Source organism: Streptomyces sp. ASQP_92, assembly GCF_025399895.1.
In the GTDB taxonomy this organism is placed as follows: Bacteria; Actinomycetota; Actinomycetes; order Streptomycetales; family Streptomycetaceae; genus Streptomyces.
Map to the genome: position 1 here is coordinate 340,911 of NZ_JAODUA010000004.1, position 20,202 is coordinate 361,112.

Sequence of the window (20,202 nt, forward strand, 5' to 3'; positions counted from 1 at the left end):
GGTAGCGCAAAGCCCGTGCGGCTCGCCGCGAGTCCGGTCGATGAAGCCGCCGGCGGGGCGCACCGCGAGCTCAGAGTTGTCTGGCGGGCCAGTCCAGGAGGCGGGCGCCGATGACGGCCGTCTGGAGGGTGTAGCGGTGGAGCGGGTCGGCCGGATCGGCTCCGGTGAGTTGGTGGATGCGCTCCAGGCGGTAGGTGAACGCGCGCACGCTCAGGGTGAGTCGGCGGGCCGCCTCGGCCGCGACGCAGCCGGAGTCGAAGTAGGCGGTGAGGGTTTCCAGCAGCGGCTGTACTCCGCCGCGGGCCTTTTGGAGGGGGGACAGGACGCTGCGCACGAGGTCGGCCATGGCCTGCCGGTCGCGGGTCAGGACCGGGAAGACCAGCAGGTCGGCGGCGCGCAGCACGGGGCCGTCGAGATTCATGCGCTCGGCCAGGTCGAGGGCGTTGAGCGCTTCCTCGTAGGAGTGGGCGACGCCCCCCGCGCCGGGCTGGGAGCGGCCGATGGCGACTCGGCCGCCGTCCGTCACGGCGTGCGCCTGCTTGGCGAAGTACAGCAGCACCTCGTCCTGGTCGGCCGGGGCGATGCAGACGAGTCGGCCGTCCTTGGTGACGTACAGGATGCGGCGGTTGCCGAAGCGGCCGAACAGCGCCTGCTCCAGGCTCTGCGTCACGGGGTGCGCGTCGTCGTAGCTCCCCGGGCCTTCCGCCACGGCGACGGCATGGGCGTGGGAGAGGAGCAGCCCGAAGCGTTCCGCGCGCTCGGCGAGAGTGCCGGGGTCGCTGCGTCCGTACAGCAGGTCGTCGATGAACCCCCGGCGGGCCGCCTCCTCTTGGCGTACGGCCAGGAACTGGGCGCGCTCGTGTCCTTCGGCCAGCGCGTCGACGACCTGGCCGAGCGCGCCCAGGACGTGGTCGAAGGCGGCGCGCGGAAGGTCGGGACAGTCCCTGCGGGTCATCGCCAGATGCTGGTGGACCAGAGCGCGCAGCCCGTGTCCTGCCTCGGCGGCCCGCTCGCCCAGGGCGCGGCGCGACTCCAGTTCGTCGCGGGTGAGCCGGCGACCGGTGGCGCAGACCTCGGCGAGGATGCGGTCGTAGCCGTCGAGATAGTCCTCGGGTATGTCCCGGCCTGCCACTGGCTCCCCCTGGAATTGTCGTGCCGGTAGCGGCTTCTTGACGCACTGCCTACGTCTTGTTGACGCGGCGGCGTCAAGGGTGCCAGACCCAAATCCCGCGTCCGCACCCGGCATCGACGGCCCGTGAAGATTGCCGGGATCCGGCAGTGCGCTCCGGCGTGATCGCTGGCCAAGATGGCCGGGGGGAACACGGGGGATGGCTCCGGTGCCGGGGTGCGGAAACGCGCCCGGCACCGGGTCCCCGCGTCCCGGCCGTCTTGCGGGCCGCGAACGAACGGGGGGACAGGGTGGAGGAGTTCCTCGGTGCCGCCTTCGGATTTCCCGCGGCGCTGTTCAGTGCCGCCCTGGTCGTCGTCGTGGTCTTCTGGCTGCTGGTGCTGTGCGGCGCCGCCGATCACCACGCGTTCAACGGGGACGCGCACGGTGATGTGTTCGGGGCCGGCTCGGTGCCGGTCAGCGTGCCCGTGTCGCTGATGATCGGGATCGCCTGGTTCACCAGTCTCACCGGTTCCGTCCTGCTGCGCCGCTCCGGGGCGGGCGGCGGCGCCCTGGCCCTCCTGAAGCTCGGGGTGCTGGGGGTGGCTCTGCTGCTCGGCTGGGCCGTGACCCGGTGGGTCGGCCGCCGTCTGCGGCGCCTCTTCCCGGACCAACCCCCGCCGTCCCGGCTCGACTTCATCGGCCTGACGTGCACGATCCGTACCGGCTCCGTGTCCGCGACCTTCGGCCAGGCCGAGGTCTCCGCGGCCGACGGATCGTCCGCGCTGGTGCAGGTCCGCCAGAGCGGCGCGGAACCCTTGCGCCTCGGCAGTACGGGCCTGCTGTACGCCTTCGACGACGACGGCGAGTTCTTCTGGGTCGCGCCCTACGATCCGGCGCTCGACCCGCGCGCCTCCACCTGATCCCCGCCCGCTCCGGCCGGTCGCCGATCTTCACTCCATCTGTCCCAAGGACGTCTCATGGATGCCATTTCCCTGGGCATCGGCGTACTCGTCGCCGTTGTCCTGCTCATCGCGATCACACTGCTCCTGGTGGTCGGCAAGCTGTTCCGGAAGGTGGAGCAGGGCCGGGCGCTGATCATCTCCAAGACCAAGAAGGTCGATGTCACCTTCACCGGCGCGGTGGTGCTGCCGGTGCTGCACAAGGCCGAGTACATGGACATCTCGGTCAAGACCATCGAGATCCGCCGCACCGGACGCGAGGGCCTGATCTGTCAGGACAACATCCGGGCCGACATCCACATCTCGTTCTTCGTCCGGGTCAACAAGACCGTCGAGGACGTCATCAAGGTGGCCCAGTCGATCGGTACCCAGTGCGCCAGCGACAAGGTCGCCATCCAGGACTTCTTCGCGGCGAAGTTCTCCGAGGCGCTCAAGACGGTCGGCAAGCAGCTCGACTTCGTCGACCTCTACACCAAGCGCGAGGAGTTCCGGGACCGGATCATCCGGGTCATCGGCACCGACCTCAACGGCTACCACCTCGACGACGCCGCCATCGACTTCCTCGAACAGACCCCGATGACCCAACTGGACGCCGCGAACATCCTCGACGCCCAGGGCATCCGCAAGATCACCGAGTTGACCACCGTCGAGCACGTACGCACCAACGAGTTCCAGCGCACCGAGGAGAAGGAGATCACCCGGCAGAACGTGGACGCCCGGGAGACCATCCTGGAGCTGGAGCGGCGCCAGTCCGAGGCCGAGATCAAGCAGCGCCGGGAGGTCGAGACCCTGCGGGCGCGCGAGGAGGCCGCGACCTCCAAGGTGCAGGAGGAGGAACGGCTCGGCGCGCAGAGCGCGTTCCTGCGCACCGAGGAACAGCTCGGGGTGCAGCGGGAGAACCAGGCCCGGGAGATCGCGGTGGCGCAGAAGAACCGCGAGCGGGTCATCGCCGTCGAGAACGAGCGCATCGAGAAGGACCGGATGCTCGAAGTCATCGGCCGGGAGCGGGAGACCGCGCTGTCCTCGATCGCCAAGGACAAGGAGGTCGAGTCCGAGCGCCGCGAGGTCGCCGATGTGGTCCGGGAGCGGATCGCCGTGGACCGCACGGTCGCCGAGCAGGAGGAGTCGATCAAGAAGCTCCGCATGGTCGAGGAGGCCGAGCGCACCCGGCAGGCCGTGGTCATCGCCGCCGAGGCGGAGGCCCAGGAGAAACTCGTCAAGGACATCAAGGCGGCGGAGGCCGCGGAGGCCGCCGCCAAGCACCGCGCGGCCGAGCAACTCACCCTGGCCGAGGCCCGGTTGAAGTCCGCCGATCTCGACGCCCGCGCCAAGCTGCGGCTCGCCGAGGGCGTCCAGGCGGAGTCGGCCGCCGAGGGACTGGCGCAGGTCCAGGTCCGCGACAAGGAGGCCGAGGTCATCGAGAAGGCCGGCCGCGCCGAGGCCGAGGCCACCGGGGCCCGGCTGAAGGCGGAGGCCGAGGGGGCCCGCCTCAAGGCGCTCGCGGTCGCCGAGGGCACCCAGGCACAGGCGACGGCCGACGCCGCGATGATCGGCGAGAAGCTGAAGGCGGAAGCGGCCGGGCTAACGGAGAAGGCCGCGGCCATGGCGGCCCTCGACGACGCCTCGCGCGGGCACGAGGAGTACCGGCTGCGCCTGGCCGCCGAGAAGGACATCCGGCTCGCCTCTCTCGACACCCAGCGCCACGTCGCCCAGGCCCAGGCCACGGTCCTGGCCGCCGGCCTGGAGAACGCCGACATCAACATCGTCGGCGGCGAGTCCGTCTTCTTCGACCGGCTGGTCTCCTCCATCGCGCTGGGCAAGGGGGTCGACGGCTTCGTACAGCACTCCGAGACCGCGCAGGCGCTGGCGAAGCCATGGCTGGACGGGAGTGCCAGCTTTCCCGAGGACCTGACCCGGATGCTCGGCTCGGTCTCGACCGGGGATGTGCAGAACCTGACGGTGTCCGCACTGCTCATGAAGCTGATGCAGTCCGGCGGCGACCGGGCCGGACAGCTGAGTGAACTCCTGGACCGCACAGGGCAGTTGGGGCTCACCGACCTGCCGGTGTCGACGCCGGCCGGCCCGCTCGACGGCGCCGCCACGGTCTGAGTCGGCGATAGGGGGCCCGCCCGTCCCCGGTCCCATCGAGTCACGCCCCGCACAGCAGGGGTGGGTGCCGAGCACCCGGCACCCACCCGGCTCGCACCCCCCGCCCCTCTCTTACATCCGCGGTTACGCATTCGCAGGGAGCCCCACGATGAACAGCACGTCCCCCTCGTCCCCCGTGGACGCGGGCACCCATGAGGTGCTGCGGGACCGTCTGGCCGCGCAGGCCGCCGAACTGGCCCGCCGGGCCGAGGCGCTCAACGCCCGCCGCGCCGACGAGTTCGGCTCCACCGAGCTGTCCCTCGTCGCCACCGAGCAGCTCCGAACCGAGGAGCCCTGCGTACCCCGTGACATCGTCGCGGTCGGCGGCCACCTGCTGTTCGGCTCCACCAAGGCGCTCGACCCCACCTCCGGGACGGCGGTGGGTGATGTCTTCGCGCTCCACGACCGCGACCTGACACGGCTGCCCGACGACGCCGTCCCCGGGCTGCTCGACGACCCCGCCTTCGTCCGCGAATTCACCGCCCTGTACCGCTACTACCGCGAGGCGCGCCTCCTCCGGCTCCGCCATGTGGAGGGCAAGCTGCTCGCCGTCTTCCGGACCGGGGAGACCGGCGGCGACATCCGTGTGCTGCGCTGGGCCCTGGACGCGGACGGCCGGGCCGCCTTCCTGGACGCCCGGGGCGAGCGCAACCATGTCTTCCCGCCCTCCCACGACTTCGCGTGGACCGCCGCCACGCGCGAGGACCACGTCCTCGGCCGGCACCCCCATGTCCGCGTGGGCGGCGAGCTCTTCGTCTCGGCGGTCGGCGGCGCCCTGACCGTCAAGGTCGAGGACGACACCGAGACGGGCGAGGGGATCCACTCCGAACCGGTCGAGGAGCCGTTGCAGTCGCTGGCCGACGCGGACATCGAGTACGCGTATGTGGGAGGGCTGATCCTGCTCCGGGTGCGCCCGTACAGGGAGGAGGCGTGGCGCCACCTCGTCTTCACCCGCGCCACCAGCACGGTCGTACGCCTCGACGGCATCGGGCAGGCCTGCCACCGGCTGCCCGAGGACCAGGGGATCGTCTTCCCGGGCGGCTATCACCTCGTCACCGGGGACTCCAAGACCTTCGACACCGCCACCGAGGGCCTGGAGTTCGAGCGGATGCTGCGCTCCCCCAACGGCGAGGACGTGCTGTACGCGTTCCACGCCCACGCCGAGGGCCGCAGCCTGCTCCTGCCGTACAACGTGATCCGCCGGACGGTCACCACCCCGCTGTCCTGCCACGGGTACGCGCTCTTCGACGACGGCACGCTCGTGGTGCTGCGCGCGGACCCCGCGGGGGCCGACGCCGAGCCGGGCCGCGTCCACCCGGTGCAGCGCTGGCATTCTCCGTATGTCTCCGACACCTACGCCGCCGCCCACCCGGCCGGCGAGGGCGCGCTGGCCCGTATCGGCAACGCGGACCTCGTGCGCGGCATCTCCGACTCCCTGTCCGTCGCGCGCACGATCGTCACCACCGCCGCGCCCACGACCGGGGTGTACGAGTCACTCCTCGCCGGCTGTACCCGGGCCATGGACCAGCACCACTGGCTCGGTGAGCCGGCGGTGGGTGACCTGCTCGGGCCGCTGCGGCAGATCCGGACCACCGCCGAGCAGGTCCTGGCCGAGTTCGAGACCGTCCAGGCTCTCACCCGGCAGGCCTGCGACGCACTGGACGGGGCCGCCGCGCAGATCACCTCTCTGGTACGCCGCGTCCGCGGCGAGGCTCCCCGCGCCGCCGCCGACTGGGTGGCGCGGCTCACCGAACTGCGGCGCGCGCAGGGCCACTTGATCACCCTTAAGGAACTGCGCTACGTCGACGCCCTGCGTATCGACGCCCTGGCCGCGGACCTCTCGGCCGACATCACCACCTTCGCCCAGCGCGCCGTGGCCTTCCTGGCACGCGAGGACGCGTTCGCCGACCACCACCTCGACATCGAGCGGCTGACGTCGCAGGCGGAGGGGATCGCCACGGTCGCCGACGCCGTCCCGGTCGCCGAGCGGCTCGACACGCACACCGATCACCTGAGGACCGTCACCGAGGTGGTGACCGGCCTCGACGTGGGTGACGCCACCGTCCGCACCGGCGTCCTGGAGCGGATCGCGGACGTTCTCGGCGCCGTCAACCGGGCCCGCGCCACCCTGCACGCCCGCCGCCGCGATCTCCAGGCCCAGGAGGGGCGGGCCGAATTCGACGCGGAAATGGCCCTGTTGGGGCAGTCCGTCACCGCCGCCCTCGCCGCCGCCGACTCACCGGAGAGCTGCGACGAACAGCTCGCGGGGCTCCTGCTGCGGCTGGAGAACCTGGAGTCCCGGTTCGCGGAGTCCGAGTCCTCTCTCACCGATCTGGGCGCCCGGCGCGCCGAGGTGTACGAGGCGTTCTCGGCCCGCAAGCAGACCCTTCAGGACGCCCGCGCCCGCCGCGCGGAACTCCTGGCCGACTCGGCGGTCCGTGTCCTGGAGACCATCGCCCGCCGCCTCGCGGGACTCGACGACACGGACGCGGTCAACACCTACTTCGCCTCCGACCCGATGGTCGCCAAGGTCCGCCGGACCGCCGAGGAACTGCGCGAACTCGGCGACCGGGTACGGGCCGAGGAGTTGGAGGGGCGTATCAAGGCGGCCCGCCAGGAAGCCGGGCGGGCGCTGCGCGACCGCACCGAGCTGTACTCCGACGGCGGCCGGACCGTGCGTCTGGGCCGGCACGCGTTCGCGGTCAACACCCAGCCCCTCGATCTCACCCTGGTGCCGCACGGCGACGGCCTGGCCTTCGCGGTCACCGGCACCGACTACCGCTCCCCCGTCACCGACCCCGCGTTCACCGCCACCCGCCCCTTCTGGGGCCAGACGCTGCCGTCCGAGAACGGGGACGTCTACCGCGCCGAGTACCTCGCCGTCCGGCTGCTGACCGAGCACGGCCCGGCCGCACTGGCCGACGCCGATCTGCCCGCGCTCGTCCGCGCCGCCGCCGAGGCCGCGTACGACGAAGGGTATGAGCGCGGCGTCCACGACCACGACGCCACCCTGATCCTGAGCACCCTTCTCCGGCTGCACGAGAGCGCGGGCCTGCTCCGCCATCCGCCCTCGGCCCGCGCCCAGGCCCAGCTCTTCTGGGCCCACCGCACGACGAACGCGGACCGCGCGGCCTGGACCCGCCGCGCGGCTTCGCTGGCCCGCGCCCGTGCCGCCTTCGGCCTCACCCCGGCCATCAACGACCTGTGCGCCGAACTGGCCCTCGCCATGGAAGGCTCCGCGCAGGCGGCCGAGTACCTCTTCGAGGAGCTGACCCGCGCCCCCGACGGCTTCGTCACCAGCGCGGCGGCCCGCACCCTGATCGACAAGTTCCGCCGCTCGGTGGGCACTTCGGCGTACGACGACGACCTGGCCGCCCTCACGTCGGCGGCGGACCGGCGCCAGCTCGTCGAAGCCTGGCTGACTTCCTATGCCACGGCCTCGGGTGAGCCTCTGGACGACGGCGATCTCGCGGAGGCGGTGGCCGTCGAGCTCTGCCCGGACCTCGTCCGCTACGACTCCGACGCGGACGTCACGGCAACGGTCGAGGGACTCCTCGGAACCCACCCCCGCATCACCCGGACCCGGTCCCTGACCGTCCGCATCGATGAACTCCTCGCCAGAGTGGGCGAGTTCATCGAGCGGAACTCCGCCGGGTTCCGCGACTACCAGCACCGGCGCACCGCCCTCGTCTCCGCCGAACGCGCCCGTCTACGGCTGAGCGAGTACACGCCGAAGGTCATGTCGTCCTTCGTCCGCAACCGCCTCGTCGACGAGGTCTACCTCCCCCTCATCGGCGACAACCTCGCCAAGCAGCTGGGCACCACCGGCGACACCAGGCGGACCGACAGCAACGGCCTGCTGCTGCTCATCTCCCCGCCGGGATACGGCAAAACGACCTTGATGGAGTACGTCGCCGACCGGCTCGGCCTGGTCCTGGTCAAGGTCAGTGGCCCGGCTCTGGGCCACGCGGTCACCTCGCTCGACCCGGCCGAGGCGCCCAACGCCACCGCCCGCCAGGAGGTCGAGAAGCTCAATTTCGCTCTGGAGGCGGGCAACAACACCCTGCTCCACCTCGACGACATCCAGCACACCTCACCGGAGCTGCTCCAGAAGTTCATCTCGCTGTGCGACACGACTCGTCGCATGGAGGGCGTCCGGGATGGCGCCACCCGCGGCTACGACCTGCGCGGCAAGCGCTTCGCCGTCTGCATGGCGGGCAACCCGTACACCGAGTCCGGGCAGCGCTTCCACATCCCCGACATGCTCGCCAACCGGGCCGATGTGTGGAACCTCGGCGAGGTGCTGACCGGCAAGGAGGACGTCTTCGCGCTGAGCTTCGTCGAGAACGCGCTCACCTCCCACCCCGTCCTCGCCCCGCTCGCCGGCCGCGACCGCGCCGACCTCGACCTGCTCGTACGCCTCGCAGCCCGTGACCCGGCCGCCCGCGCCGACCGGCTCACCCATCCCTATGGCCCGGCCGAACTCGACCGCGTCCTGGCGGTGCTGCGGCACCTGCTCACCGCCCGGGCCACCGTCCTCGCGGTCAACGCCGCCTACATCGCCTCGGCCGCCCAGTCCGACAGCACCCGCACGGAGCCCCCGTTCCAACTCCAGGGCTCGTACCGGAACATGAACAAGATCGTCGCGCGGATCGACCCCGTCATGAACGACACCGAACTCTCCGCGCTCATCGACGACCACTACACCAGCGAGGCCCAGACCCTGACCACGGGCGCCGAGTCCAACCTACTCAAACTGGCCGAGCTGCGCGGCACCCTCACCGCCGAGCAGGCCGCCCGCTGGACGGAGATCACATCGGTTCACGTACGCACCCAGGCGCTCGGCGGCCCCGAGGGCGACCCGCTCACGCACGCGGTGGCCGCGCTCGGCCTGCTGGCGGACCGCCTCGCCGCCATCGAATCCGCCATCACCCGCGCCGGCCTCAGGACGCCGCGCGGCCCCGGCGTCCGCCACTCCCGCGGATGACGCCCACGGCCCACCGCAGGCACTCCACCGCCAGACCGAGAACGATCAGCGTCAGACAGACGTGCGCCGCCATCCAGGACCCGGAGGTGACGCCCCGTGCCCACGAGGCGATCCACGGGCCGGCGTCTCCGAGATCCCACAGCGGGCGCCGCGGAAACTCGGCACCGACCGCCTGACCGAGGCACCAGCTCGCCCCCGCCAGAGCCGCCAGACAGACGGCGGCGATCGCAAGTCTCCCCAGCACCGGACGCCGCTTCACCACCTGATCCATGCCGCCCCCCTTCAAGGTCCCGTCACTATACGGGCGGTGCCGCTGTGCGCCCGGGCGGGTCCGTCGGGAGTTGGATGCCGCATCTCTGCCGAAGGAGACCGCCGGCCGGTCCCGTTCCACCGATCGGCGCCATCGCAACGCGGGACCTGAAAGAAGCCTCGGCCCGGGTGCCTACGGTGTGCAGCACGGTGGCCCGGGCGGAACCCCGGCGGGCCGGTGCACCGGATGGCCGAGGCCGCCGCACCCACGCCGGGCCCGCCTCGTTGTGCGGACCATGACGTTCACCCCCCGCCGCTCGCTGCGGCTCACCATGTTGCTGTCGGCGCTGCTGCTCACCGGAAGCGGCGTAGCGGCCGCGCAGGCCGTGGCACCGCCCCAGGGCGGTTATGTCGCTCTCGGCGACTCCTACTCCTCCGGTCTGGGCGCCGGCGACTACCGGGGCGGAGGGTCGTGCCGACGCAGCGCCCGCTCCTACGCGCAGCTCTGGGCCGCCGCCCACCCGGCCAGGCGCTTCGACTTCACGGCCTGTTCCGGAGCGACGAGCCGGGATGTCCTCACCAGCCAACTGGGGCCCTTGAACGAGGGAACCGACCTCGTCAGCATCACCGCCGGCGCCAACGACGCCGGTTTCGCCGATGTGATGACGGTCTGCTCCCTGAACGGCGACGACGCCTGTCTGAGCAGGGTGGCCCAGGCCCGTACGTACATCGAGAAGACCCTGCCTGCCGCGCTGGACACCACGTACGGCGCCATCAGGAAGAAGTCACCCAAGGCCCATGTCGTCGTCCTCGGCTACCCCCACCTCTTCGCCCCGCACCGCACCTGCGCGCGCGGCATGACCGAGCCGAAGCAGGCCACGCTCAACGCCGCCGTGGATGTCATCAACCGTGTGATGTCCCAGCGGGCCGCCCAGCACGGCTTCACCTTCGGCGATGTCACCCGGCGCTTCGCGGAACACGGTGTCTGCTCCACCTCCCCGTGGATCCACCCCCTCACCCTCCCGGTCAGCGAGTCCTACCACCCCACCACCGACGGTCAGGAGCACGGCTACCTCCCCGAGTTCACCGGGCTCGCCCCACGCGCGGGCGCGCACCGCGGCGTGTGACGTTCGGCGAGAAGGTTTCGGGAGAGGGCGTTGCGTGGCCCTGCCGTTCCGTGCCGAGACGACCTCCGGCACGCCCATCACCCATCAGGGCCGCCGGAGAGCGCTCGTCGTGTGCCTGGGCGTTGATTCCCGCCCTGGGCGACATACAGGGAGGATCCCGCAATACCGCCGCTCCCTGCACTACCTTCCTTCGCATGGTCACGGCCGAGGGCTGCCCCTCCGTCCCCGCTCGGCCGCCCGCCGACGGGCCGCCTCGGTCACGGGGTCGGCATGGGCGGCCTTGGCCATGCATACAGACCGAACGAGTGGGAATGCGCTAACCAATAGCTGTGACGAGAGGGCGTGCCGCGGTGCTTGAACCCCATCCGAAGACTCTACGGATTCTCCTTGCGCGTTACGCCGAGGCCCGCATCACTCAGGCGCAGACCAAAAGCGCGTCCGCGGCCAGGGAGATCGACGACGTCGTCCACGCGCTCTGCGCCGCGACCTCGACGACCTGTGTGGAGGATGCCATCGCCGCTGCCGACCTCCTCCTCGCGGCGAGCAGCAGCTGCCAGAGCCCCGCGGGTGTGGCCATGGACCAGGCGGATCTCGCCGCGTAACGGGTTCTTGGATCTTCGGATCACGCTCCGGCTCCGACTTCGGCTCCGGGCAGAGCCTGATCGACGACCGGAAGCCGTGCTCCTCCCCCAGAAGCCGTGCCGCCCTACCCCGGGCGCCCTGCCGCCTTCTTCACCCGGGATTCGACGTCCTGCCGGCCCTCGCCATGGTCGTTCGCATAGGCGGTGACGGCCGCCTGCATGTCTCGCGCGAGATCCCGCCATGCCCGCCACGCCGTCTCGTACGTCTGCGACTGCCGCGCCGACCACGGACGGGTTCCCGGCGGCCCGTACTGCGCCCGCAGGCTCTCCGCCTGGGCGTGCGCGGCCTCAACCGCGCGGTGCATCTCGACGAGTTCCTCGGAGGTGTGCGCCACGGTCGCCGATCATAAGCGGGCACACCCGGCGCCCCGGGCACGACCCTCACGACTCGGCGGGCAGTACGCGGACAAGCGGGGGCCGGGTCTCGCGGTAAGAGGAGGGTCCATCGACCTCCCCAGGCGTCCTGACCCTCCCCCGACCCAGCAGCCCCCGCCTACCCCGCTTTGTCGTGCTCACGCGCCCGGTCTGAGCAGCCCGTGCCTCATGCCAGCGCGTTCACCGCTGCCGCGAAGACGCGGGGCAGCCGGGTGGCGGCGGGCACGATGAGCGGGGCGAGTGTGGCGTGCCGACGGGTCCTGACCAGCAGCTCCGTCAGGAGGCGGTGGCGGCGGGTCACCCGGCTCCAGTCGTCCTCGTAGCGGCCGGGGGTGCCGCGGTGGACGTTGCGGACCAGGGCTTCGGCGGCGCTGAGGGCGAGGGAGACGCCTTCTCCGGTCAGCGCGTCGATGTACCCCGCCGCATCACCGACGAGCAACACCCGCCCGTGGCAGCGGGTCCGCGACCGCTGGCGCAGCGGACCCGCTCCGCGTACCGAAGTGACCGCCGCCGATTCGGGAAGGCGGGCCGCCAGTTCGGGGAAGGCCGCGAACTGGGCACTGTAGGGGGCCCGCCGGGACGTCAGCAGTGCCACGCCGACCAGTTCGGGGCCGAGGGGGGTGACGTACGCCTCTCCGTGCGGTCCCCAGTGCACCTCGACGTACGAGGACCAGGGCGCCACCGCGTAGTGGCGGCGCAGCCCGTATCGGGGCGCCGTGGCGCTTCTCATGTCCAGGCCGAGGGAACGGCGGAGCGGCGAGTGGAGCCCGTCCGCGGCGACCAGCCACTTGGCGCGCAGTCCGGTGCCGGGCACGGTCACGCCCGTGCCGTCCTGCTCCACCTCGCCGACGCGCAGCGGCAGTACGGGAACTCCCGCGTCCATGACGGCCTGGTGCAGGGCGCCGTGCAGCCCGGTGCGGCGAGCGCCGAGGCCGGGGCCCTCCCGGAACTCCGCCTGGGCCCGAAGCGGCCCTTGCACATAGCTGATTCCGGTGATCGGCAGCCCGGGAACGTTCAGGCCCAGCGCGCCGAGTGCGCGTACGGCGCCGGGCATCAGGCCCTCTCCGCACGCCTTGTCGACGGGCGCCGGGCGGGGTTCGGCCACCACCACGTCGAGGCCGGCGCGTGCCGCGTGCAGGGCGGTCGCGAGTCCGGCCGGCCCGCCTCCGGCGATCAGCAGGTCATGGCAACGGTTCACGCCGCAACGGCCCCGGCCAGGGCGCTGTTCTCACAGCGGATGCGTACCGCGAGCAGCAGGGCGTTGGCGGCGGTGAACGCCGCCGCGGTCAGCCAGGCGGTGTGGACGAGCGGCAGCGCGAAGATCTCCACCACGACGGCGACGTAGTTGGGGTGGCGCAGGAACCGGTACGGGCCGGTGGCGACCAGACGGGTGTCCGGGATGACGATGACCCGGGTGTTCCAGTACGGGCCGAGTGTGGTGATGCACCACCAGCGCAGGGCCTGCGCGAGAAGGGCCAGCGCCAGCATGGGCCATCCCAGGGCGGGCACGAACGGCCGGTCGGCGAGGGCGGGTTCGGCGAGACAGCAGACGAGCAGGCCCGTGTGCAGGACGACCATGACCGGGTAGTGGCCCCGGCCGTGTTCCACGCCGGCGCGGGCGAGGGTCCAGTTCGCGTTGCGGCGTGCGACGACCAGTTCGGCAACGCGTTCGGCGACGACGGCGAGAACGAGCAACGTGTACCAGTGCATCGGATCCCTCACCACCGGAGCAGGACGAGTTCGGAGCAGAACCCGGGGCCCATAGCGGTGAGCAACCCCCAGGTGCCGGGCTCGGGTTGGTGGTCCTGCCACGTCGTTTCGAGAATGTGCAGCACGGACGCGGAGGACATGTTCCCCACCGCGGCGAGGGAGCGCCGGGAGGCGTCCAGGGTGTCGCCGGGAAGGCCGAGGGAGTCGGCCACGGCGGACAGCACCTTGGGTCCTCCCGGGTGACACATCCAGGTCCCGATGTCGTCGGTGGTGAGCCCGTGTTCGGCGAGGAAGGCACGCACATGTCGGCCGAAGTGGTCCCGCACCATGGCCGGGACACCGGCGTCGATCACCACCCGGAATCCACTGGCGCCGATGTCCCACCCCAGGAGTCGTTCGGTGCCCGGGTACAGGTGGCTGCGGGTGGCGACCACCGACGGCCCGGACGTGCCCGTCGCCGCACCGGCGCCGGCGTCGCCGCGTGCGACCAGTGCGGCCGCGCCGTCACCGAACAGGGCGCCGGCCACGAGGTTGGCGCGGAAGGCGTCGCGCTGCTGGAGTGTGAGCGAGCACAGTTCGACGCTGAGCAGTACGGCCGTGTCGTGGGGATGTCCGCGCAGGTAGTCGTGCACCCGGGCCAGTCCCGCCGCGCCCGCCACGCACCCCAGGCCGAACACGGGCAGCCGCTTGACGTCGGGCCGCAGCCCCAGCCGTCCGGCAAGGCGGGCGTCGAGTGAGGGGGCGGCGATCCCGGTGATGGAGGTGCACACCAGAAGATCGACGTCGGCCGGTTGAAGCCCGGATGCCCGCAGCGCGCCCGAGACGGCTTCCTCACCGAGTTCGAGGCCCACGGTCACCCAGGCGTCGTTGCTGCGCCCGAAGTCGCCCAAGTCGGCGTACCGCTCGATCGGCAGCGCGAGATGGCGCGTACGGACACCGGCCGACGCGTGCAGACGACGCAGCACTCCGCGCTCGGCGCCCGGCCCCAGGCACAGGTCGCCGATCGGCTCGGTGAGGTCGTCCTGGGCGTACCGGTGGGCGGGCAGGGCCGTGCGGACCGCGGCGATCGTCGTCGTACCCGGCGGAGAGGTGCGGCACGGCGCGGTGGAGGGGGCGGGAATCTCGTTGACGACCACAGGGACACGCATGTCGGCATGCCTTCCTCGTACCGCATGCTCCATTAACGTCCCTTCGTGTCTCTCCACCCGCTCGGTGCCCTTTCCTCCGCGCCACGCCGCGTCCCGATGCTGCTGCGCGCCTGTCACCTGGAGCCCGCGGTCGCCGTGACCGTGCTCGTGACCGCGCTGGCCGTGACAGCCGGCCGCGGGGTGGCGGGTTCGGCGGCCGTGGCCGCGGCCGTGCTCACCGGCCAGCTTTCGGTGGGATGGTGCAACGACGCGGCCGACGCCCGCCGGGACACGGCCTGCGGGCGCCGCGACAAACCCGTGGCCACCGGGGAGCTGCCGCCGTGGGCGGCCGCCGCCGCGGCCGGTACGGCTCTCGCCCTGTGCGTGCCGCTGTCCCTGCTGAGCGGTGCCGCCGCGGGAGCGGTCCATGTGGCGGGGGTGGCAGCGGGCTGGGCCTACAACCTGGTCCTCAAGCGCACGGTGCTCTCGCCGATCCCGTACGCCGTGGGCTTCGGTTCGCTGCCGGCCTTCGTCACCCTGGGCCTGCGCCCCTCGGTCTGGCCTGCCTGGTGGGCGCCGGCGGCGGGCGCCCTCCTCGGCGTGGCGGCCCATGTGGTCAACGTCCTGCCCGACATCGACGACGACCTCGCGTCCGGGGTACGCGGCCTCCCCCAGCGCCTGGGCCCCCCGGCCTGCCGCGTACTGGCCCCGCTCGTCACCCTCGCGGCGCTGGGCGTACTGATCGCGGGTCCGCCCGGCGCGGCGGGGCCCGCCGACTGGGCACTGGGCGCGGCAGCGGCGGCCGTCACGGCCTCAGGTACGGCCCTGCCCACGGCGAGCGGGAGCCGATGGCCGTTCCGGGCGGCGATCATCGGGAGCACGATCGCCGTGGCGCTGCTTCTGCTGCGCGGCGCGGACATGGCGTGAGCCGGCCAAAACGCCACCCGGAGAGGGCCGCCCCACGTCAACTACCGCCGCGAGAACGGCAGTTGCCCATATACCAGCCCCGGCCGCCCGCAGCACCCGTAGCCGCTCAAGAGCGGAGTGCGTGCCCTGTCGTCGCGTCGACATGCGCCGGGATCTCCTCGTGCCGGTCACCGACCGTAGGCTGAACAGGCCGCGTTCCAGGCCGTGGAGGGCACGACGAACGGCGCCGGGGTGGTGGGCGACACCGCATCCCTGGACTCCCTCCACAAGTCCGTGACTGCCCATCGTCACAAGTCCGTGACTGCCCATCGCCGGCAGCCGCCGTCCCCCTCGTCGGTGTCCGTGCCGCACGAGACCACCCCGAGGCTCGTCACTCGGCGCAGCAGATCCTCTCCGCCTGGCGCCTGCGCGTGGTTCCGCTGGTGGGAGAGGACCAGGATGAGGGCCTGGTGGTCCTGGTCGGCGAGGTGCAGGCTGATGCGCCTGCCCCCGTCCTTGAGGGCGGCGAGGGCCAGGAGCTCGGTCACGGCGGTGATGTCGTCGGCCTTGGCTCCGGTCGGGCGGTAACCCCACTCCGCCAGCTTCGCGTTCACGTGGCCGGCCGCTTTCGCGGGCGCCCAGGGGGCGTTTTCCAGCACCCAGTTCGCTGCCCTGCGGTTCGCGATCCGTGTCGACAGCCGCGGCCGCATCGGTACGGGGCCGGCCGGCGCGGCCCCTTCGGGGCGGGGCGGCTCGACGGGCCGCTTCGGCGGAGGCGGGGTCTTCGGCGGATAGTCCGGGCGGTGTCCGTCCTCGGCATCCAGCGGCATCGCCACAACTGCCTCCCTCTGGGCGGGTATTGAGGCGCGGGCCCCGTGTCCCCCATCGTAGGCGCCGGGATGTTCGCGGCGTGGCAGGAATCGCCCGAACCCTTCAGCCCGGGCGGATCCAAAGCTGGGGCACTGACTGAAGCCCGCTGAAACCCCGTTAAGGCCCGGCTGAAACCCGCCCCGCGCATTCTCTGTCCATCGACGCGGCGACCAGCCGCGCAAGAGGCCGAAGACAACCAGTCGCGGGAGCACACCATGCAGAAGTTCGACACCACCACCCCGGTCACCGCCATCCTCACGATCCCCGCGGGACGCGTTCGGATCGTCGCCGCCGACCGGGCGGCCCTCTCGGTCGACGTTCAGCCCGCGGACGCCACCAAGAGCCGCGATGTGCGGGCAGCGGAGCAGACCACGGTCGTCTACGGCGACGGCGTCCTCCGGGTCGAGGCCCCGGCGAAGAACCAGTACTTCACCTCCCCCGGCTCCCTCGACGTGACGGTCGAGCTGCCCTCGGGGTCGCGTATCGAAGGGAAGGCGGGCGCCGCCGAGCTCCGCGCCGTCGGCCCCCTCGGCGACGTCGCTTTCGACGGCGCGCACGGCACGGTCGAACTCGACGAGACCGCGAGCCTGCGTCTGACCGTCCACGCCGGGGACGTCTCGGTCGGCCGGCTGGCCGGGGACAGCGAGATCACCGTCGCCAAGGGCGACATCCGCATCGCCGAGGCCGTACACGGCAAAGTCACCCTGCGCACGGAGGCCGGCACGATCGCGGTCGGCGCCGCGCGAGGGGCATCCGCCACCCTTGACGCCGGCACCACCTACGGCCGCATCGACAACGCCCTCAGCAACACTGTGGGCCCGGCCGCCGAGTTGAGCATCCACGCGACCACCTCGTACGGCGACATCACCGCCCGGAGCCTCTGAACGACGGTGGCGGCCGGAGGTCGCCGTGTGGGCGACCGGTGATCGCGACGCTGAACGCGGTCATGGGAACACGGCCACATTTGGGCGAATTGGCAGGTTTTCCGATTACTCAATGGCACTGTGGTCCACCTGTCGACGACAGGTGTCCGGTGGCCCGTTGAGGGTGCCACGCGACGCGGTATCCGCGCGGGCCACCGGACAGGTTCGGTGGCCGATGATGTCTTGAGGAGCGCCTTGATGACCGTAACCGAAGCCCTGGCCAAGGACTTTTCCGAGTGTCGGGCGGCCACTCCGTTCTGGCTGCTCCTTGGCGGTGGGCTCGACCAGGATCGGATCACCGCCGAACTGGTGGGCGGTTTCGAGCGCGTTCTGGGCGACCGCAGTGCGGTGGTCCGCACCAGCGAGCTCGTACTGGGCGTGTCCGACGGGCGTCTGACACTGCGTGACCTGCGGGGAACCCCCGTCGCGCCGCCGGAACTCGCCTATGCGCGCCTGTCCACACCCAGACTCTCCACGGACCGCGAGATCACTTTGCTGCGGCATCTGGAGGCCATGGGCACGGTCTTGCTGAACCCGATCGACGCCGTGCTCGCCTGCGTGAACAAGTTCTGGCACCTGCAACAACTCGCGGTCGCCGGGCTGCCGGTGCCCGACACCCTCAGCTACGTCGACGCGTCGATGACCGACGTCCTGCGGGCGGGGGTGCCGGAGCCCTGTGTCGTGAAGTCGGTACGAGGTCATCGCGGGCGCCGTGTCTTCCTGGCCCGCGACACGGCGATGCTGCACGACATCCAGGGCAGCCTCAACGAGGACGCGCCCTACCTGTTCCAGGAGTACGTGCGGTACTCGCACGGGCGGGACCTGCGGGTGGTCGTCGTCGGCGGGAAGGCCGTCGCGGCTCAGGTCCGGGTGGCGGCCGACGGCGGGCTCAAGTCCAACCTGGCACTGGGCGGAACCTCCACGCCCTGCACCGGACTGCACCCGGCCGGGGAGGCTCTGGCGGTCGCGGCGGCGGAGGTGCTGGGGCTCGGAGTCGCCGGGGTGGACCTGCTCTTCGAGCCGGACGGCAGCTTCACGATCTGCGAGGTGAACGCCAATGTCGGATGGCGTGAACACCTGCATCAGATCGTGCCGGCCATCGCCGAGGCCTGCGATGCGCGGCTGCGCTCGGGCAGGTGACGCAGACCGTCGAGGGCCCTGGCCATCGCGCCTCGGCGGACGGCGACAACAGCCGGCGGATGCTCAGGTCACTGCGGCACCGGGAGTTCAGGCTGCTCACCGTCGGCCAACTCGCCTCCCACACCGGGACGTGGATGCAAAAGGTGGCGCAGGCATGGCTGGTCCTCGATCTGTCGCACGGTGACGGCACGGCGCTCGGCGTGATCACGGCGCTCCAGTTCCTGCCGCTGCTGCTCTTCGGTCCTTGGGGCGGGGTCCTCGCGGACCGCTGTTCGCTGCGGCGGATCCTGCTCATCACCCAGTCGGTGCTGTGTCTGGTCTCCCTGCTGCCGGGAATTCTGGCCCTGACCCATGCGGTGAGCCTGCCCGCCGTCTACGCCCTGGCGCTGGCGATGGGGCTGACCCTGGTCGCCGAGAAGCCCGCGTTGCAGTCGTTCATCGCCCAGACCGTGCCCACCGCCGACCTTCCCAACGCGGTGGCACTGGACACCGCGGTGTTCAACCTCGCCCGCATCACGGGCCCCGCCCTGACCGGCCCGGTGATCGGCGTCTTCGGCGTCGCCCCCGCGTTCTTCCTCAACTCCTTTTCCTACCTGGTCGTGGTCGCCGCCCTGCTCAGGATGAAACCGAGGCAGCAGGATCCGGACACGGCCCCCGTGCCGACCCGGCGCCCCAAGGGCCAGGTGCGGGAGTTGCTGCGCTACGTACGGGGCCGGGCGGATCTCGGGGCGCCGCTCGTCCTGGTCGGGGTGGTGGCCGGGTTCGGCATGAACTTCCAGATCACCACCGCGCTGATGGCGAGCGACGTCTTCCACACCTCGCCCGTCGCCTTCGGCCTCGGCTCCACCGCTTTCGCGGCCGGCGCGGTCACCGGCTCCGTGGTGGCCGCGCGCCGGGGTCCGTGCGGACCGGGCTACCTGGTGAGCACGGCGCTCGGCTTCGGCGTCCTGGAAGTCGTCACGAGCACGACGCCGAGCCACGCGGCCTTTCTGGTGATGCTGGTGCCCACCGGCGCGGTACTGATCCTGTTCATGACCGCCGCGAAGTCCGCGCTCCAGCTGGGCACGCACGACGCCATACGGGGCCGGGTCATGAGCCTGTACACACTCGCCTCCCTCGGCACCACACCGCTCACCGCGCCGTTGATCGGCTGGATCTCCACCGTCGCGCACCCTCGGGCGGGGCTGGCCGTAGGCGGCCTTGCCTCGGCCGCGGCCGCGATGACCGTGGGCCTGCGCGGTCAGCGGCACACCCGGCCATGGGCCGCGCTGCTCCTACGGCCGACCCGCAGCGCCCTGCGGGCCATCGGAAAGACCTGACGGCCGGACCTGACGGCCGGACCCGGGGGCCGGACCCGGGGGCCGGCTCCGCCCAGCCGGGCGCTCAGGTGCTGAGCAGCCGATTGAAGAACGAGCGGTACTGCTGGAGTGCGACCCGTAGATCCTCCGTCGGAACCTCCTCACCCCGATGCCACTGGCCTTCGAGATCCCGCTTGTGGGACGAGAAGGTCGTGGCGAGGGCCTGCATCGTCTCGGCCACCAACTGGTCGGCCGCGTTGACGGAGTCCTTCGGGTCATCGACGAATCGACTCTGGATCTGCTGCCACCTCGCGCGGAACTCTTCCTGCTCCGCACCCAGCAGCGGTTCGTTCTCGTCGGCCGCTCCCCTGTCGCCTGTCTCATCGGCGGGCTCGTCGACGGGCTCGTCGGTCGCCCGGTCCCCGGGCTCGTCGAGGGGCTCCTGCCGGACGTCGCCCTCCCGCTCTTCCGGGCTGCTGGTGGCCTCCCCGGGGTACGCCGGTGGGGTCTCGGCGAATTCCGACGACTCGCTCTCGATGTCCTGCCGCCCGCTACCAGCCAGGTCCTCCGTCGACAGAGGGCCGCCGTCATCGGGTCGGGGTGTTTCGGCGTTGCGCATCTCTACACATCC

The 20,202-nt window shown here is 71.7% G+C and carries 17 protein-coding genes and 1 pseudogene; 9 read left to right on the forward strand and 9 right to left on the reverse strand.

Translation table 11 applies throughout. The features are described 5' to 3' along the window. Positions 1–70 precede the first annotated feature (70 nt). Entirely contained in the window at positions 71–1,132 is a 1,062-nt protein-coding gene (locus tag N4G70_RS13515) for a CdaR family transcriptional regulator (protein WP_261712838.1), read from the reverse strand. A gap of 287 nt (positions 1,133–1,419) precedes the next feature. On the opposite strand from N4G70_RS13515, the gene N4G70_RS13520 reads away from it, so the two are divergent. The 3 genes from N4G70_RS13520 to N4G70_RS13530 all read left to right on the forward strand — a co-directional run bounded on the left by N4G70_RS13520 (position 1,420) and on the right by N4G70_RS13530 (position 9,205). Continuing rightward, a complete protein-coding gene (locus N4G70_RS13520; protein ID WP_261712839.1) occupies positions 1,420–2,031 on the forward strand; it encodes a hypothetical protein in 612 nt (203 codons plus the stop codon). 57 nt (positions 2,032–2,088) lie between these two features. Then, a complete protein-coding gene (locus N4G70_RS13525) occupies positions 2,089–4,179 on the forward strand; it encodes a flotillin family protein (protein ID WP_261712840.1) in 2,091 nt (696 codons plus the stop codon). Between the two features lie 148 nt (positions 4,180–4,327). Further along, positions 4,328–9,205, forward strand: coding sequence for a DNA repair ATPase (locus tag N4G70_RS13530; RefSeq protein ID WP_261712841.1), 4,878 nt, complete (start codon positions 4,328–4,330; stop codon positions 9,203–9,205). On the opposite strand, the gene N4G70_RS13535 is transcribed toward N4G70_RS13530, so the two are convergent. Continuing rightward, complete coding sequence (locus N4G70_RS13535) at positions 9,162–9,476, reverse strand: hypothetical protein (protein WP_261712842.1); 315 nt, start codon at positions 9,474–9,476, stop codon at positions 9,162–9,164. The genes N4G70_RS13530 and N4G70_RS13535 overlap by 44 nt on opposite strands. Before the next feature lie 274 nt (positions 9,477–9,750). On the opposite strand from N4G70_RS13535, the gene N4G70_RS13540 reads away from it, so the two are divergent. Continuing rightward, positions 9,751–10,581, forward strand: a complete 831-nt coding sequence (locus N4G70_RS13540; RefSeq protein ID WP_261712843.1) for an SGNH/GDSL hydrolase family protein — start codon at positions 9,751–9,753, stop codon at positions 10,579–10,581. A 350-nt stretch (positions 10,582–10,931) separates the two neighbouring features. After that, positions 10,932–11,183, forward strand: a complete 252-nt coding sequence (locus tag N4G70_RS13545) for a DUF5133 domain-containing protein (protein WP_261712844.1) — start codon at positions 10,932–10,934, stop codon at positions 11,181–11,183. A 104-nt stretch (positions 11,184–11,287) separates the two neighbouring features. Here N4G70_RS13545 and N4G70_RS13550 read toward each other — a convergent pair whose 3' ends face one another. From N4G70_RS13550 to N4G70_RS13565, 4 genes are all read right to left on the reverse strand, one after another. Then, complete coding sequence (locus N4G70_RS13550; protein ID WP_261712845.1) at positions 11,288–11,557, reverse strand: hypothetical protein; 270 nt, start codon at positions 11,555–11,557, stop codon at positions 11,288–11,290. 206 nt (positions 11,558–11,763) lie between these two features. Further along, a complete protein-coding gene (locus tag N4G70_RS13555; protein WP_261712846.1) occupies positions 11,764–12,795 on the reverse strand; it encodes an NAD(P)/FAD-dependent oxidoreductase in 1,032 nt (343 codons plus the stop codon). Continuing rightward, entirely contained in the window at positions 12,792–13,307 is a 516-nt protein-coding gene (locus tag N4G70_RS13560) for an isoprenylcysteine carboxyl methyltransferase family protein (protein ID WP_261712847.1), read from the reverse strand. Before N4G70_RS13560 ends, N4G70_RS13555 begins: the two co-directional genes overlap by 4 nt. Positions 13,308–13,315: 8 nt before the next feature. Continuing rightward, a complete protein-coding gene (locus N4G70_RS13565) occupies positions 13,316–14,455 on the reverse strand; it encodes a type III polyketide synthase (RefSeq protein ID WP_261712848.1) in 1,140 nt (379 codons plus the stop codon). Between the two features lie 45 nt (positions 14,456–14,500). Between N4G70_RS13565 and N4G70_RS13570 the strand changes: the two genes are divergently transcribed. Next, entirely contained in the window at positions 14,501–15,361 is an 861-nt protein-coding gene (locus N4G70_RS13570) for a UbiA family prenyltransferase (RefSeq protein WP_261712849.1), read from the forward strand. Positions 15,362–15,467: 106 nt separating this feature from the next. Here the strand turns inward: N4G70_RS13570 and N4G70_RS37015 are convergent. Both N4G70_RS37015 and N4G70_RS13575 read right to left on the reverse strand, forming a co-directional pair. After that, positions 15,468–15,542 (reverse strand): annotated as a pseudogene (locus N4G70_RS37015) (cupin); the annotation flags it as partial. A gap of 106 nt (positions 15,543–15,648) precedes the next feature. After that, a complete protein-coding gene (locus N4G70_RS13575; RefSeq protein ID WP_261712932.1) occupies positions 15,649–16,170 on the reverse strand; it encodes a hypothetical protein in 522 nt (173 codons plus the stop codon). Between the two features lie 255 nt (positions 16,171–16,425). Between N4G70_RS13575 and N4G70_RS13580 the strand changes: the two genes are divergently transcribed. The 3 genes from N4G70_RS13580 to N4G70_RS13590 all read left to right on the forward strand — a co-directional run bounded on the left by N4G70_RS13580 (position 16,426) and on the right by N4G70_RS13590 (position 19,592). Next, positions 16,426–17,094 carry a DUF4097 domain-containing protein gene (locus tag N4G70_RS13580; protein ID WP_261712850.1) on the forward strand — a complete coding sequence of 223 codons (669 nt, stop codon included), beginning with the start codon at positions 16,426–16,428 and terminating at the stop codon, positions 17,092–17,094. A gap of 237 nt (positions 17,095–17,331) precedes the next feature. After that, on the forward strand, positions 17,332–18,273 hold the full coding sequence (locus N4G70_RS13585) for a RimK family alpha-L-glutamate ligase (RefSeq protein ID WP_261712851.1): 942 nt from the start codon (positions 17,332–17,334) through the stop codon (positions 18,271–18,273). Next, positions 18,270–19,592: an MFS transporter gene (locus tag N4G70_RS13590; protein WP_261712852.1), complete on the forward strand. Its 1,323-nt coding sequence runs from the start codon at positions 18,270–18,272 to the stop codon at positions 19,590–19,592. Before N4G70_RS13585 ends, N4G70_RS13590 begins: the two co-directional genes overlap by 4 nt. A gap of 64 nt (positions 19,593–19,656) precedes the next feature. Here the strand turns inward: N4G70_RS13590 and N4G70_RS13595 are convergent, their stop codons facing one another. Next, the gene (locus N4G70_RS13595; protein ID WP_261712853.1) at positions 19,657–20,190 is read right to left on the reverse strand and encodes a hypothetical protein; all 534 of its coding nucleotides are present in this window, start codon (positions 20,188–20,190) and stop codon (positions 19,657–19,659) included. Positions 20,191–20,202 lie beyond the last annotated feature (12 nt).

Coding starts and splice junctions, on each gene's coding strand:
- N4G70_RS13530 (WP_261712841.1), top strand. CDS start 4,328: ATGAACAGCACGTCCCCCTCGTCCCCCGTGGACGCGGGCACCCATGAG.
- N4G70_RS13585 (WP_261712851.1), top strand. CDS start 17,332: ATGACCGTAACCGAAGCCCTGGCCAAGGACTTTTCCGAGTGTCGGGCG.
- N4G70_RS13575 (WP_261712932.1), bottom strand. CDS start 16,170: ATGCCGCTGGATGCCGAGGACGGACACCGCCCGGACTATCCGCCGAAG.
- N4G70_RS13580 (WP_261712850.1), top strand. CDS start 16,426: ATGCAGAAGTTCGACACCACCACCCCGGTCACCGCCATCCTCACGATC.
- N4G70_RS13565 (WP_261712848.1), bottom strand. CDS start 14,455: ATGCGTGTCCCTGTGGTCGTCAACGAGATTCCCGCCCCCTCCACCGCG.
- N4G70_RS13525 (WP_261712840.1), top strand. CDS start 2,089: ATGGATGCCATTTCCCTGGGCATCGGCGTACTCGTCGCCGTTGTCCTG.
- N4G70_RS13595 (WP_261712853.1), bottom strand. CDS start 20,190: ATGCGCAACGCCGAAACACCCCGACCCGATGACGGCGGCCCTCTGTCG.
- N4G70_RS13560 (WP_261712847.1), bottom strand. CDS start 13,307: ATGCACTGGTACACGTTGCTCGTTCTCGCCGTCGTCGCCGAACGCGTT.
- N4G70_RS13535 (WP_261712842.1), bottom strand. CDS start 9,476: ATGGATCAGGTGGTGAAGCGGCGTCCGGTGCTGGGGAGACTTGCGATC.
- N4G70_RS13540 (WP_261712843.1), top strand. CDS start 9,751: ATGACGTTCACCCCCCGCCGCTCGCTGCGGCTCACCATGTTGCTGTCG.